Genomic DNA, 14,401 nt, shown 5'->3' on the forward strand with positions numbered 1-14,401 from the left:
TGACCTGGGACGACTTCGCTTCGTTCGTCACCTCGACCGGTCATCCGCCCCTCGTCACGAACTTGACCGGCTGAGTCCACCACCACACCCCGCAGTACAAGGAAAAGACAATGACAGATTTCCAGAATCCGCAGCACGCAGTCGAGCTGACCAGGCACGGCGTCTCGTCGACGAGCGCGCCGCTCAAGTCATCGACGTGCGCGAGCGGTACGAGCACGACGCCGGCCACATCCCTGGCGACGCCCACCTCGACATGCAGCACGTGGCGCTGAGGACCGATTCGATCGACAAGGAACGCCCGGTCGTCTTCTACTGCCGAGCAGGTATCCGCTCTGGCATGGCCACGGAAGCCTTCAGAGCAGCTGGCTGGGACGCCTACAATCTCCGCGGAGGACTCATCGCCTGGACGGAATACGGCGAAATGCTCGAACCAACAGGCGGCATCGTCGCCGAGCACTGAGCATCGGCAATGGGATAGACGCAGCGGTCCTAGACTCCCCTAACACGCCCCTCTGATCGTCCGCGACCCGGACGACGCTGAGGATCAGGACGTCGAGTGGACCATCGTGCTCGACGACTGGCTGGACGGCATCGACGGCAGCAGTCCCGAAGATCAGCTGACCATGTTGACGGGGATGGACATGGGCGGACACGGAAACATGGACATGGGTGGCCACGGCGGGATGGATATGGGTGGTGAGGGGGGCATGATGGCCCACGGCACGCCCGATCTGGCTCTGGGCGGAGATGCCGGTGATGTCATGTATCCGCACTACCTCATCAACGGACGCATTCCCCGGGCGCACCGAACGTTTAATGCCCGACCGGGGGATAAAGCCCGCCTGAGGTTCATCAACGCGGGCGCTGACACCATCTTCAAGGTGGCTCTCGGTGGCCACCGTATGACCGTCACCCACGTCGACGGTTTCCCGGTCCGCCCCCACGACATCGAGTCGTTCTACCTCTCGATGGGTGAACGCGTCGACGTGGAGGTGGTACTCGGTGATGGTGTCTTTCCCCTGACCGCCCTGGCCGCCGGCAAGGACGACCGGGCGTTTGCCGTCATCCGGACCGCCGCGGGCCAGACCCCCGCACCAGAGACTACCTTCCCCGAACTCACTGCCCCCGGTACCTTCTTGACGTCCTTTGAGCCGGTGGAACGAGCCATGCTCCCGGCCGGTGACGTGGATAAGGAAACAGAGGTCGAATTAACCGGCCAGATGATGCCCTACCAGTGGAGACTGCGCATCGACGGTGCTGATTCCCCGGGCACAGTCCAAGAAGGCCAACGCCTGCGGATGCGGATGCACAACCCCACGGCCATGCCCCATCCGATGCACCTGCACGGGCATACCTGGGCTCTTCCCGGAAGTAGCGGCCTGCGCAAGGACACTGTCCTCATTCTCCCCGGCGAAACGGTGGACGCGGACTTGATCGCTGACAACCCCGGTGAGTGGGCATTTCACTGCCATAACGCCTATCACATGGAAACCGGGATGATGAGTTCCCTGCGGTACGCCTAACCCCACAGCATGGTCGGTCGCTGGGGTGAGCTGGGTCGCTGCAGACCACCCACCGGGCAGCACGATGACCTTCCTCGGTATTGTGGTCTTCCGGGACAACCAGAACACCGTCTTCTTCCCCACCGCCCCGGAATAAGGAGATCTAATCCATGCCGAGCACACCCGATCTGGGCGGAGGCCTCGTGGGGCCGGTTTTGAGGATGGGATCCGAAGGAGACCGCATCCTTTATCTCCTGGGCGCTCTATGCCGCCTACCTGCATGCCCGTGCCACGGCCGAGAGGCGCGATCACAAGGCCGCGTGGATCAATATCCTGGCCCCGGCCACGATAATCTTCAACCTGTTTTTCATCAACCTGGTCGTCTCCGGCCTGCACTCCTACGCCGGCCTGAACTAAATCCGGATTCGTCAATCGGACACCCCCAGATCCACTGGGAAAGTACTGAAAGTTGCTGTCACATGACTCGAAAGATTGGGCATATATTCACAACCGAGCAGCAACCCGAAGAAGGCCGTGATCTCCGGTGAAGGCTAATACTGCAGTAGACGTGACAGTCTCACGTCTTTCCCGGGGGATAGCCGGCGATAACTGGCGCAGATTGGCCGGTCCCACCGCGCTCATGATGGGAGCTGCGGTGGTCTGGTGGCTGGCGCTGCCGCCACGCGGTTGGTGGGTGCTGTTCCCGGTGGGCGTGACTATGTTCATGCTGGCTTTGGCAGGTCAACCACTACGTAACCGTTTGTGGCTCGGTGGGTTGGGCGGGGTGGCGCACTACGCTCTTGCTCTGCGCTGGCTCACCGACTTCAACACTGCCGGATACGCTGCTGTTGTTGCCGTTCAGACGCTACTGTTAATGCTGGTTGCCGCGGTATCGCCTAACGAGGCGGCTTTTCGCAGTCGCTGGTCGAGCTGGTGGCTGCTCACCCCTGCTGCCCTGGTGTTATTGGAGGCTGTGCAGCACCGGTTCCCGTTCGGCGGTTTCCCGCTGTCCGCTTTCGGATACAGCCAGACCGATGGTCCTTTCATGGCGGCAGCGCCCCTGGGTGGGACTCTCCTGGTGACCGCGTTGGCCGCAGTTGCGGGGGCCGTTGTTACCGCTGTCATCTTCGGGCCGAGACGAGCCCGTGCAGCATCCGTGGTCGCAGTGGTCGTGGTACTCGCGGTACCGGCGTTCGCGCCAACGATCGTAGATGATACGGCAGAAGGCAGCCTTGACGTCGTGCTCGTGCAGGGTGGAGGCCCCCGTGGGCTTCGCGCGGTCAATACCGATCCGTTTGATACGACCCGCCGGCACCTACAGGCTGCCGAAGATATCACCGGGGACCCTAATCTGGTTCTGCTGCCCGAAAACGTCGTCAGTATCGACGGCTCAATCGACGGGACGCGCGTTGATGCAGCTTTCGCTGAACTGGCTAGGCAACTCGACACGAACATCGTTGTCGGAATTACCGAATCCGAGGATCAACATTTCCGGAACGCATCCATAGTGTGGGGACCGGACGGGACCCGGTTAGGACGCTATGAGAAGCATCATCGCGTGCCGTTCGGCGAGTACATCCCTATGCGCAATCTGATTGAACGACTCAGCGAGGACGCACGGTTCATCCCCCGCGACGCCATTGCCGGAGAGGGGCCGGCGGTGCTCGATCCCAGCGGGACACCACGATTGGGGATCGTCATTTCTTATGAGGTCTTCTTCGCCGACCGGGTCGCCGATGCCGTTCGCAATGGTGGGCAGCTACTCCTCGCACCGACCAACGCCGCGTCTTTTGTGACCGAGGAAGTACCTGCAATTGAAGTGGCCGCATCCCGGATGCGTGCCCGCGAGTTTGGCCGCACCGTTCTCCAGGCTGCCCCCACCGGATACTCCGCAGTTATCCAGCCCGACGGCACAGTCTCACAACTCAGTGGCCTGGGCACGAACGAACTGCTGACGGCAACCGTTCCCCTTCATACTGGTTTGACGCCGTATGCGCGCATGGGGGATACGCCCCTGTTGGTTCTCGCGATGCTGGCTCTTGCATGGCCTGCGGTTACCGGCCTCGTCAGCTGGCGCAGGAGAAGGCAGGTTACGGAAGTATCCCACTAAACGTGGATTACGGCACCTGCTCCTCGTTGGCGGGACGCTCGCCGCCCCCATATATGACGAGCACGGACTGCCTCCCCTGTGCCCCGGTCTGCCCTGCCTGGATAAGCTATCAAGTCTGGGCTGTGTCGGCGATGAGTGAGAAGTGTCTCTGCGGTCTGAGGCGGGTGCCTCACGCCCAGTCACTGCCGCCGGTTCCGGTGTCTGGGCCGGTCCTGGTGAGTGCGGGAAGGTTAGAAGGTGACGCCGTGCTCGGCGAACCAGGGCAACGGGTCGACCGCCCCGCTGCCAGTCGGGTAACGCTCGAGGTGCAGGTGAGAGCCGGTGGAAAACCCCCGGTTGCCCATGCCAGCGATCCTCTGACCAGCGGTGACGCGTTTTCCAACGGTCACGTCGAGAGTCTCCATATGACCGTAGACGGCAATCGAGCCATCATCGTGCTGGATGCGGATCCACTGCCCGAAACCGGAGGCCGGGCCGGAGTCGATGACAGTGCCGCCCATCGCCGCGAGGATCGGGGTACCCACGACGTTGGCGATGTCGATACCCGCGTGGAGGGTTCCCCAGTGCACGCCGGAACCGGAGGTGAAGGTGCCTTCAGCGGGCTTGACCACCGAGGGCGCGCGGGCAGCGCGCTCCTTCTCGGCCCGCTCGGCGTTGTACTGGATGGCCTTGTCCAGCTGCTCGTCGATGTTGGCGACCGGCTTGAATTCGGAGATCGCGAGAATCTGCGGTGCGCCCTGCGTCCCACTCGAGGACAGGGCCGTGTCGTTGGTGGCCAAATCCACCTCGACGGTGGCAGCCTCCGGGGAGACCGGAGCCTCGACCTCGGCCGGGGCTTGCAAGGTGGCGGCCGTGGCGCCACCGACGCCGGCGGATGAGACCGTGCCGGTGGCTACAGCCACGAGGGCGAGGCGCCCCTTGGTCTGCGAGGTGGTGATCGTGCGGTGTTTTCCTCCGGATGACCGCGAAGCCTTCAGGCGCATGACTCGGTCGTGCTGGTACTGGTGTTTGGAGACGGCAACCATGGGCCCAGTCGCCATGGTTGGGGATGCCGGCCGAGGGGGCGTTCCTGGTCCAGGAGCACCTCTAATGGCGAGAGTGATGACCCCACGAATACGCAAGGCCGCGCTGGTGGCACATGTGGTCTGCTCGGTCGGCTGGCTCGGGATGGTGCTCGCCTTTATCGCGATGGCGGTCATGGGGATAGTGAGCGCGGATGAGGTGGCGGTCCGGGGGACGTATCGGGTGATGGAGCAGGTGGCGTGGTGGGCGCTCGTTCCCCTGGCGGTGGCCTCGCTGGTGACCGGAGTCCTTCAATCCCTGGGGACGACGTGGGGATTGTTCCGACACTACTGGGTGGTGTTCAAGCTGAGGCTCACTGTGGTGGCGACAGGTGTGTTGGTGCTGTACATGCAGACCTTCGAGTATCTTGCCCGGGTGGCGGCAGACCCGGGCGTGGGGCTGGAGGCCGTGCGGAATTTCTCCCCGGTCCTCCACTCCGTGGCAGCAGCCTTGGTATTGCTGGTGGCTACGGTGCTGGCGGTGTACAAGCCGCGGGGTCTGACCCGATACGGGCAACGAAAAAGGCCCCGCTAGCAGCCTGATGCAGCGTGCCTCAGCTGTCCATTCCTTATTTGTTCAGGTTCGGCAGTCATGCGTCATGCGCAGGAACGCCAGGGACCAGCCTCATCCCACTCAACGATGCGAGTATGAGTGCCTGTCTTCCTTGGAACCGAGACGCTGATCAGCTCACCGTCATTGACGGCCGTGGACTACCCAGCTACAGCACTCTCCGTCGCCGCCCCGCAACTTTTCCACTCCGCCGAGACGGCGGAACGTGGGCCAGGGCGTCGATGGCGGTGGCAATCACTGCTGCCATTGCCGGGCCAGCGTGCGAAGGGCTGTCGCAGTTGAAAGCTTATCGATGATCAAATACCGCGCCACAGGTATGGACACGCAGGTCAGTCCAGTTTGAGGTCGGACGTGAACTCCTCGTGGGAGACACCGCCCGCCTCCTGACGGGTAGCCGCTGCGGCACGGATATTTTCGCCATCCTCCAGCGCCTGAACCGCCCGGTCGTAGAAGTCCGGGGAGACCACCACCGCCCAGCGGCGGGGCCCGCGACTGAGGATGGTGACCGGTTCACGTTGGGCGGCATCAAGACAGTGGCTTTGTTCGCTGCGGAACTGACTGAGGGTGACCGTGATGCCCATACCCTTTAACGTACATTTTGTACAAGAAGTGCAGCAACGATCGCGGCCGTTCCGGAAATCCTGCCCGCCGAACGGGACGCTTAGGGGCAGACACCTCCTTGACTGATACCCCCCATGGGTATAGGTTGAAGGTTGTTGGGCATCTCCACTCCTGTCCTTCAGGACATCAAGGAAAGGATCATCTGATGAGCGCCGTAACAAAAAAGTACATCATCGAAGGCATGACCTGCGGACACTGCAAATCCTCCGTGGAGGAGGAGATCGGCGAGGTCGCCGGTGTGACCATGGTGGAGGCCACCGTGGATACCGGACAGGTGACCGTCACGGGTGAAAACTTCACCGACGACGATGTTGTCGCCGCTGTCACGACAGCCGGCTACACCGTCAAGCCCTAATCTCTGGGCTCGGTCCCCACCTCGGGTAGACACAGCCGGGCCAACCCTGCTGGATATGCCCATCAGGCCCAGCCATGCAGGTTCGATATCCCCGACGGTGCATCTGTGGGCGGGCCTTTTGGGACCTCGGAGATGCACCTCACCACTGTTTGCTGAAGGACTGATCACTGATGATTCAGACTCAACCGTCGGTTGACCTACTCCAGGTCGATCTGGGCGTCACCGGCATGACCTGTACGTCGTGCTCAGGGCGGGTGGAGCGCAAGCTCAACAAGCTCGATGGCGTGGAGGCTACCGTCAACTTCGCCACCGAATCCGCCTCCGTCAGTTACGACCCCACCAAAGTCGACGCCGATCGGCTGATCGAAACCGTGCGGGGTGCCGGGTACGACGCGTTCACCATGGGGGATCAACATGCCCCCGCCGTGGACAGCGGCCCGGAGGACGACACCGAGGTGGTCGGTGACCGCCACGAACAGGCCCGCGAGGCCGAGGCCACAGACCTGAAGTCGCGTCTGATCGGGTCGACGATCCTCTCCGTTCCGGTGGTCGCGATCTCGATGATCCCGTCCCTGCAGTTCATGAATTGGCAGTGGGCCCTGCTCGTCATGTCCACCCTGATCTACTTCTACGGTGGTGCCCCGTTCCACCGGGCGACCTTAACCAACCTGCGTCACCGCTCGACCACGATGGACACGCTCGTGTCTCTGGGCACTACCGCTGCGTATCTGTGGTCGCTGTGGGCCTTGTTTTTCGGCAACGCCGGGCACCCCGGCATGGTCATGGAGGTGAGCCTGCTGCCCCGCGATGACGGCATGGACCACATCTACCTCGAGACCATCGCCGTAGTCATCACCTTCCTGTTGCTCGGCCGGTGGTTTGAGGTCCGCGCCAAGGGCCAGTCCTCCGCGGCGCTGAAGTCCCTGCTGGACATGGGTGCGAAAGACGCCGCGGTGATCCGCGACGGTGAGGAAGTCCGCGTCCCGGTCTCCCAGCTGACAGTCGGTGACGTCTTCGTCGTCCGCCCGGGTGAGAAGATCGCCACCGACGGTCGTGTCATCGAGGGCACTTCGGCCATCGACGAGTCGATGCTGACAGGCGAGTCCGTTCCTGTCGAGGCCGCCCCCGGCACCCCGGTCACGGGCGCGACGATCAACACCTCCGGTCGACTGCTGGTCGAAGTCACCCGCACAGGTTCGGAGACCACGCTGTCCCAGATGGCCAAGCTGGTCACTGACGCCCAGGCGAAAAAAGCCCCGGTCCAGCGCCTGGTGGATAAGATTTCCTCGGTCTTCGTCCCGACGGTCATTGTCGTCTCCATCATCACCCTGATCGTCCACCTCGCCCTCGGCAGCGGGGTGAACTGGGCTTTTTCCGCCGCAGTCGCGGTGCTGATCATCGCTTGCCCATGCGCCCTGGGACTGGCCACCCCGACCGCCCTGCTGGTGGGCACCTCCCGGGGCGCGCAGCTGGGCTTGTTGATCAAGGGCCCGGAGGTCCTCGAATCCACCCGCCAGGTCGACACCATCGTCATGGACAAGACCGGCACCGTCACCTCCGGGGTCATGTCGGTCACCGGCGTCCACGCCGCCGACGGCTACACCAACAACGAGGTCCTCGCCTTGTCGGCGGCCGTCGAAGCAGGCTCCGAGCACCCCATCGCCAAGGCGATTGTCGCCGAGGCCGAGCGCTCCGGGAACATCCAGGAGGCCACCGACTTCGACAGCACCGCCGGCCGGGGTGTCACGGCCACCGTCAAGGGTCACGTCGTCACCGTCGGCCGTCCCGCCGGCCAGCTGCCCCGTGACCTCACCACCGCCTTCGACCACGCACAGTTGCAGGGCGCGACCCCGGTTGCCGTCTACGTCGATGACCAGCCCGCCGGTGTGGTCGTGGTGCGCGATGTCATCAAAGACTCCTCAGCGGAAGCGGTCGCCCAGTTCCGCAGGCTGGGGTTGAGTCCGTACCTGCTCACCGGCGATAACGCGAAGGCCGCGGCCGCCGTCGCCCAAGAGGTGGGCATCGATGCGGCCAACGTGAGTGCCGAGGTCCTGCCGCAGGACAAGGTCGCGGTCATCGAGAAGCTGCAACATGAGGGCAAGAAGGTCGCCATGGTCGGCGACGGCGTCAATGACGCGGCCGCCCTGGCCCAGGCCGATCTGGGTCTGGCCATGGGGGCGGGCACGGATGTGGCCATCGAGGCCTCCGATATCACCTTAATGAACAACGACCTGCGCTCCGCGGGCGATGCCATCCGTCTGTCACGTCGCACGCTGGGCACTATCAAGGGCAACCTGTTCTGGGCGTTCGCCTACAACGTCGTGCTGATCCCGGTCGCCGCGATCGGTTTCCTCAACCCGGGGTTGGCGGGCATTGCGATGGGCTTCTCCTCGGTGTTCGTGGTCTCCAACTCCCTTACGCTGCGTAGATTCAAGCCCTCCCACGACAACACCAGTTCCTCACCGCAGCCCGCTCGCCCCTCCGTGCGGCAGCCGGTCACCGCCTAATCCGCATCCTTTTCTAGCGATAAGGAACCCCGTGTCCTCCTCCTGCGGCTGAGTCCCTCCAATAACACTCAGACCTCCGTCCCCAAGTACCTGCTCCTGACCTCTCCCCCGGCCCCACCCGGCAGGCCCCTCCGGGCCGACAATCTGCCGACTACTTATCCGAATAACGCCACAGGGCGTGGGGACCATGAGGTCCTCACGCCTCATTCCATACCCCCGGGCTTTCCATCCTGATCGACCCGCAACTGACTCAGGACATACCTGCCCCCTTTTTTCAGCAAGGAGACCATTGTGGATACTCGCACCCCTGATCAGGCCGTTTCCTCCTCGGGTGGGGCCGACACCTGTCACACCACCCATGGCTACATCAACGACAAGGATCGCTATCTCGCCCGCCTCAAGCGCATCGAGGGCCAGGCCCGGGGCCTGCACAGCATGGTCGACGAGGAACAGTACTGCATCGACATCCTTACCCAGATCTCCGCGGTCAATGCTGCCCTACGCAGCGTTGCCCTGGGACTACTCGATGACCACATGAAACACTGCGTCCGTGACGCCGCCCAGTTAGGAGGAGAGGAGGCCGACGCGAAGTTCCAGGAAGTCACCGACGCTATCGCCCGTTTCGCCCGGTGACAGGCCGGGGCCCGACCACCACACCCCGTCGAGAACGGCGGCCAGGCCACTCTGACCGCCCCTGTTGCCGGCTGGAGGCTGGGAGTCCTGCTGCTGGCGGCGGCATGATCGGGTTGATGGCCACTGTGGTGCTGCTGGTCGAAAAGATCGCGCCGCTGAACAACCTCGACCACATCCCCACCTGCAACATCAACCGGTACTGTTGCAAAGTTGGGGGGAGCCGCAAAAACTCAGTTTCTCATTCCCTGATGGCCGCTGCGTGTGGGCGTTGTCAGGCAGTCTCGAAGACCCGGTTGACGATCACCGGGTTCGGTTGCCCGTGGGCAAACATCGTGCCTTGCCCTTTCTGCAATGAGTGCATCGCCTCCGGTCAAGTCCCGTGTAGTGGTGTAGCCGTTCGTGCTTTCGGCTCGGTATGAAGTTGGGAGTTTGGTTAGGCGGTTAGCTGGTGTTGGTCGCCATGATCGTCTCCTGGGTGGTGCATGAGGTGTTTGGTCTGTTCGAGTGCGGATAGTGACATGTAGCGTTCTTGCTGGATCCAATCGTCGTGTTGCTCGGCAAGGACGGCGCCAACAAGCCGGATGATCGATTCGCGGTTCGGGAAGATACCCACGACGTCGGTGCGCCGGCGGATCTCCCGGTTTAACCGCTCGGTGGGGTTGTTTGACCACACCTTCGTCCAGACCGGTTTCGGGGGTGCGGTAAACGCCAGCACCTCATCGAGTGATTCCTCCAGATACGCCGCAACCTGGGGGAACTTCGGCTCCAATAGGTCAACGACTTCGTGGGCTTGGGTCCAGGTGGATGCCGCGTCGGGTTGCTGGAAGATCGTCTGGAACATCGCCGAGACCATCGGCCACTGGGTTTTCGGGACTTTCTCGTAGAGGTTTTTGGCGAAGTGGGTGCGACAGCGCTGCCACGACGCATCGGGCAGCACTTCAGATATCGCGTGCTGGATGCCTTCATGCGCATGACTGGTGATAAGGAAGACCCCGCGAAGTCCGCGGGCTTTTAAGTCCTGGAAGAAGCCTTTCCACGATGCGTTGGATTCCGCGGTGGCGACGTGCATGCTGAGCATTTCCCGGTACCCGTCGGCGTTGACGCCGGTGGCAAGCAGCACGGAGCATTTGACCACCCGGCCGCCTTCACGGACTTTGATCGTCAACGCGTCGCACGACAGGTAGGCGTACCCGCCGGGGTCGAGGGGGCGGTTTCTAAAAGTCTGCGACCATCTCGTCGAGTTCTTCCGACATGCGCGAGACTTGCGATTTCGACAGGTGAGAAATCCCAAGGGTGGCCACCAAATCGTTCATCCTGCGGGTGGAGACCCCTTTGAGGTAGCAGGTGGCAATTACGGTTGATAAAGCGCGTTCGGCTCGTGAGCGGCGCTCTAGCAGCCAGTCTGGAAAGAACGCGCCGTGGCGTAGCTTCGGCACTGCCACATCGATGGTGCCGACACGGGTGTCGAGGTCGCGGTGGCGGTACCAGTTGCGGTGGTTGACCCGCTCGGTGGAAGCAACCCCGTATTCGGCGCCGCAGACGGTGTCGGCCTGGGCGGAGAGGATCTGGTTGATAAACCCTTGCAGCATCTGGCGCATCAGATCCGGGGAGGCTTGAGCGAGCAGATCATCCAGATAGGTTGTCGGGTCGATAGAATGCGGTGCAGCGGTCATCGTCATGTGCCTTTCGGTGAGATGTGGTAGTTGAGTCGAAAGGTTACTGGCGGTGGCCGCCCCTGTATTTCCCAGGGCCCACCATCAGCAAGCGTTACACCACACTAAGGGACGTAACCGAGTTTGTCCGGAGTTTGTCCGACGATAGCGGGGTTAATGAACCCTGTGGGCATTATGGAAGATCCACCACTCGTACAAGCACATCACCGCGGCGACGCCCTCCCCAGCAGCCGACGACGAAACACTATCGGCCCCGCCGGCGCCGCTGCTCAGGAAGCCAGTGGAGTGACACTCACAGACCTCCGAGACTGCGCCGACACAAGGCGCGCCTCCCCTGCCCCGTGGGGGCCGTCTCTGCATTCGTGCGTTCAGCGCCCGTTACCTCACGCCAGCATGGTCGTCCTCCGGGGCGCCAGTCTGCGTGGTGTCGGCACGTTCGTCGCGTGCGGTGACATGCCCCTCGCGTCGCATGCGTTCAACCATGTGCGGGTAGTGCAGTTCGAACGCAGGCCGCTCGGAGCAGATACGCGGTAGCGAGGTGAAGTTGTGGCGCGGCGGCGGGCAACTAGTCGCCCACTCCAGCGAGTTGGGTGCTGTTGCAAACAGGAATTCCAAATAACTAACTATTTGTTAGTGTGCAGCACAACGCTGGTACCGGATCCGCCGTTTTCGTCGAAAACGCGAGTTTGCAATAGCACCTACCAGGTCCTAGTTCTGGTTCTGTGGCGGCAGCGCCGCGACGAGCTGGGCGTCGAAGTCCTGCGGACCCAGGCTGGCGGCACCGCCTGGCGAACCGAGGTCGTCGAAAAAGGCGGCGTTAGCGTCGATGTAGCCCACCCACTTGTCTGGGACATCGTCTTCGTAGAAGATGGCCTCAACCGGGCAAACGGGCTCGCAGGCACCGCAGTCGACGCACTCGTCGGGGTGGATGTAGAGCATCCGTTTGCCCTCGTAGATGCAGTCCACGGGACATTCCTCGACGCAGGCTCGATCCAGGACATCAACGCAGGGCTGGGAGATTGTGTAGGTCATCGGATCTCCAATACTACGGATAAAGACGTGGAAAATAGGTTCACTATCATCCTACTAGCTCCCCAACCCTTCACTAATGGGCACATATCTTCGATTACCCCCGCCGCCAGTAGCGGTAAGGATAGTGGAACCGGTCAGCTGGTCACCGTCGCATGCTGGTACAAACATCAGGGACAGGAGGCCGGTGATCGAACGGTGCCGGTCCATGGTCTCGCCGCGAAAAACGGACCCTCGGCGGGCTCAAACACCCCAGGGGAAGTCCCTATCTTTCTTATTGCTTCAGTTTGGCAATGGTGATCAAAACAGCGGAGTCCTCGATTGCCTCGAGGCTGTGCCGAGATCGCGGCACGATCAACAGATCACCGCTGCGACCTATCCAGGTCTCATCGCCCGTCCTGAGTTGGACACGCCCTTGTAGGACATAAATCGTGGATTCATCGTGATTGTCGCGCTCTCCGAGCTCGGCACCCTGACGTATCCCGACGACGGTCTGCCGCAGAATTTTTTCGTGCCCGCCGAAGACGGTATCGGCGGCACGAGCACTAGGGGCGATGATGGCCTCTTTAAGTTGCTTGCGGGCGAGGGCCTCGATCGATATTTTGTGCATATAAACAACCTTTCGGAGCCGGTCTGGGAAGCATCGAATGGTGAGGAGACCATGTTTTTGTTCATGCGCCTTCCCTGATGGCCCAAGAAGTTAACGCAGTGCGTAAAAAGTGGACTCTGACGTGTCAGCGGTAGGGATCCTCCGTGGGCGGGCCGATGCGCAGGATAGCGGTCAGCGCTTGGTTTCGGTTACTGACATCGAGACGGGCGACGATTATTCATAAGGAATGCAAATTTATAGCAGCATCACGCGACGAGTCAACTACGCTGCTGTCGGTGGCCGACCACTGTCTGCGCAGCCGTCAGTATGTCAATGTCATCGTCGCCGGCAAACAGCCGCAGCTGCAATACCTAGACATGGACGACGCCATCGTTCACTGCACCAAGGGCATCGGCATCTGGGACTGGCCCAGCACACACCCGGACACGGAACCGGATGTGGTGCTTGGTTGTGCCGGGGACGTTCCCACCATGGAGACCCTCGCCGCCGTGGACCTTTTGCGCTCCCACTTCCCGGATCTGTCCATCCGGGTGGTCAACGTCGTAGACCTCCTTCGGCTGCAACACGAGTCCGAAGGCCCGCACGGGCTGTCGGACATCGACTTCGACGCGCTGTTCACCACGGACAAGCCAGTGATCTTCGCCTACCACGGTTATCCGTGGTTGATCCACCGGCTCACCTACCGGCGGACCAACCACGGGAACTTCCATGTTCACGGCTTTAGAGAGGTAGTTTCCCGGCGATGGGATATCCGGCAGCGCTCATCTCTTGGTGGGCTTCTTCCGTGGAGGCATAGACCGGGATGCCCTGCGTGATGGCGGTGGCGACCCGGTAATCGGTGGTGACGTCGCTGACCCCGAGGAGTTCCATGTCCTCCTGGGCTCTCACCGCGTCGGCTACACGTTTACCGATGACACCGTACCCGTTTACTGCAACCTTGATTTTATTCGGCATGCTGATTGTCCTTCCCGGAAATCCTGGTTTGGCCCGATGGCCGTATGGTCGTATTTCTCATCTGGGGTGGTCGGGGAATGTCCTTGTTCAGAGCTCGTTGAGCATCTGCTGCATCTCGGCGATCTCGGCCTCCTGATCTTCAATGACCTGCTCAGCCAGAACGATGGCCTGCGGGTTCTGGCCATCAGTGACCTCATCGCGGGCCATATCGACCGCGCCCTCATGGTGGGCGGTCATCTGCTCAAGGTAGAGCCGGGCAGCCTCGGTGCCCTTGGCGTCCTCGAGGGCTGTCATGTCCTCCTCGCTCATCATTCCACTCATCCCGCCATGGTCCATCTCACCCATATCACCGGTGACCGGATCTTCTTCCCAGGTCTCGAGCATGGTATTCATCCGGTCGATCTCCGGGCCCTGGGCATCGATAACACCCTGGGCGAACTCGATGACCTCGGCCGGGATATCGTCCTTGGCCAGGAGGATTTCACTCATCTCCACGGCCTGTTGGTGATGCGGGATCATCATCTGCGCGAACATGATGTCCGCGTCATTGTGCTCGGCGGAGACCTCTCCGTCCGCCCCCGTCTCTGTCTCAGGATCCGTGGTGGCCCCGGTCGTTTCGGTGGTGTCGGGGGCGGACGTAGTGGCGATGGTCGTGGTGTCGGTGTTTTCTCCCTCAGTGTTATCTGCGCAGGCGGACAAAACCAGGGTGGAGGTCAAGGCGAGAGCGGCGATGGTGATGGTGCGCTTCATGGGGTTCCCTTTCGGAGGTTGTGTA

General features: G+C 62.0%; 11 protein-coding genes and 6 pseudogenes. 9 read left to right on the forward strand and 8 right to left on the reverse strand.

The features are described from left to right. Positions 1-70 precede the first annotated feature (70 nt). The 4 genes and pseudogenes from DYZ02_RS11505 (at position 71) to lnt (ending at position 3,612) form a co-directional block, all read left to right on the forward strand. Entirely contained in the window at positions 71-460 is a 390-nt protein-coding gene (locus tag DYZ02_RS11505; RefSeq protein WP_281268998.1) for a rhodanese-like domain-containing protein, read from the forward strand. A 43-nt stretch (positions 461-503) separates the two neighbouring features. Further along, a pseudogene (locus DYZ02_RS02990) lies at positions 504-1,523 on the forward strand (multicopper oxidase family protein); the annotation flags it as partial. 165 nt (positions 1,524-1,688) lie between these two features. After that, a pseudogene (ccsA, locus tag DYZ02_RS02995) lies at positions 1,689-1,919 on the forward strand (cytochrome c biogenesis protein CcsA); the annotation flags it as partial. A gap of 202 nt (positions 1,920-2,121) precedes the next feature. Further along, a complete protein-coding gene (gene lnt / locus DYZ02_RS03000; RefSeq protein WP_245945594.1) occupies positions 2,122-3,612 on the forward strand; it encodes an apolipoprotein N-acyltransferase in 1,491 nt (496 codons plus the stop codon). A gap of 230 nt (positions 3,613-3,842) precedes the next feature. Here lnt and DYZ02_RS03005 read toward each other — a convergent pair whose 3' ends face one another. Continuing rightward, positions 3,843-4,595, reverse strand: a complete 753-nt coding sequence (locus DYZ02_RS03005; RefSeq protein ID WP_115686345.1) for a M23 family metallopeptidase — start codon at positions 4,593-4,595, stop codon at positions 3,843-3,845. A 106-nt stretch (positions 4,596-4,701) separates the two neighbouring features. Here DYZ02_RS03005 and DYZ02_RS03010 point away from each other — a divergent pair, with 106 nt between their 5' ends. Further along, positions 4,702-5,208, forward strand: coding sequence for a DUF2269 domain-containing protein (locus DYZ02_RS03010; protein ID WP_220272196.1), 507 nt, complete (start codon positions 4,702-4,704; stop codon positions 5,206-5,208). A gap of 365 nt (positions 5,209-5,573) precedes the next feature. On the opposite strand, the gene DYZ02_RS03015 is transcribed toward DYZ02_RS03010, so the two are convergent. Continuing rightward, positions 5,574-5,825: a type II toxin-antitoxin system prevent-host-death family antitoxin gene (locus tag DYZ02_RS03015; protein ID WP_115684931.1), complete on the reverse strand. Its 252-nt coding sequence runs from the start codon at positions 5,823-5,825 to the stop codon at positions 5,574-5,576. 185 nt (positions 5,826-6,010) lie between these two features. Between DYZ02_RS03015 and DYZ02_RS03020 the strand changes: the two genes are divergently transcribed. The 3 genes from DYZ02_RS03020 (at position 6,011) to DYZ02_RS03030 (ending at position 9,360) form a co-directional block, all read left to right on the forward strand. Next, positions 6,011-6,220 carry a heavy-metal-associated domain-containing protein gene (locus DYZ02_RS03020; RefSeq protein ID WP_034997583.1) on the forward strand — a complete coding sequence of 70 codons (210 nt, stop codon included), beginning with the start codon at positions 6,011-6,013 and terminating at the stop codon, positions 6,218-6,220. A 170-nt stretch (positions 6,221-6,390) separates the two neighbouring features. Continuing rightward, positions 6,391-8,727 carry a heavy metal translocating P-type ATPase gene (locus tag DYZ02_RS03025; RefSeq protein WP_115684932.1) on the forward strand — a complete coding sequence of 779 codons (2,337 nt, stop codon included), beginning with the start codon at positions 6,391-6,393 and terminating at the stop codon, positions 8,725-8,727. 366 nt (positions 8,728-9,093) lie between these two features. Next, positions 9,094-9,360 (forward strand): metal-sensitive transcriptional regulator, encoded by a 267-nt coding sequence (locus DYZ02_RS03030; protein WP_076599716.1) that lies wholly within the window; start codon positions 9,094-9,096, stop codon positions 9,358-9,360. A 271-nt stretch (positions 9,361-9,631) separates the two neighbouring features. Here the strand turns inward: DYZ02_RS03030 and DYZ02_RS03035 are convergent. The 5 genes and pseudogenes from DYZ02_RS03035 to DYZ02_RS03055 all read right to left on the reverse strand — a co-directional run. Continuing rightward, positions 9,632-9,727 (reverse strand): annotated as a pseudogene (locus tag DYZ02_RS03035) (IS6 family transposase); the annotation flags it as partial. Positions 9,728-9,793: 66 nt separating this feature from the next. Continuing rightward, positions 9,794-11,033, reverse strand: a pseudogene (locus DYZ02_RS03040) (IS256 family transposase). Positions 11,034-11,411: 378 nt separating this feature from the next. Then, positions 11,412-11,621: pseudogene (locus DYZ02_RS03045) on the reverse strand (aa3-type cytochrome oxidase subunit I); the annotation flags it as partial. Positions 11,622-11,741: 120 nt separating this feature from the next. Beyond that, the gene (gene fdxA / locus DYZ02_RS03050) at positions 11,742-12,065 is read right to left on the reverse strand and encodes a ferredoxin (protein WP_115684933.1); all 324 of its coding nucleotides are present in this window, start codon (positions 12,063-12,065) and stop codon (positions 11,742-11,744) included. Positions 12,066-12,336: 271 nt separating this feature from the next. Continuing rightward, on the reverse strand, positions 12,337-12,672 hold the full coding sequence (locus DYZ02_RS03055) for a cupin domain-containing protein (RefSeq protein WP_115684934.1): 336 nt from the start codon (positions 12,670-12,672) through the stop codon (positions 12,337-12,339). A gap of 254 nt (positions 12,673-12,926) precedes the next feature. Here DYZ02_RS03055 and DYZ02_RS03060 point away from each other — a divergent pair. Further along, positions 12,927-13,400 (forward strand): annotated as a pseudogene (locus DYZ02_RS03060) (phosphoketolase family protein); the annotation flags it as partial. A 313-nt stretch (positions 13,401-13,713) separates the two neighbouring features. Here the strand turns inward: DYZ02_RS03060 and DYZ02_RS03070 are convergent. Further along, the gene (locus tag DYZ02_RS03070) at positions 13,714-14,376 is read right to left on the reverse strand and encodes a DUF305 domain-containing protein (protein WP_115684935.1); all 663 of its coding nucleotides are present in this window, start codon (positions 14,374-14,376) and stop codon (positions 13,714-13,716) included. Between the last annotated feature and the right edge of the window lie 25 nt (positions 14,377-14,401).

The sequence above is a fragment of the Corynebacterium senegalense genome, from assembly GCF_900411315.1.
Taxonomy (GTDB): Bacteria; Actinomycetota; Actinomycetes; order Mycobacteriales; family Mycobacteriaceae; genus Corynebacterium; species Corynebacterium senegalense.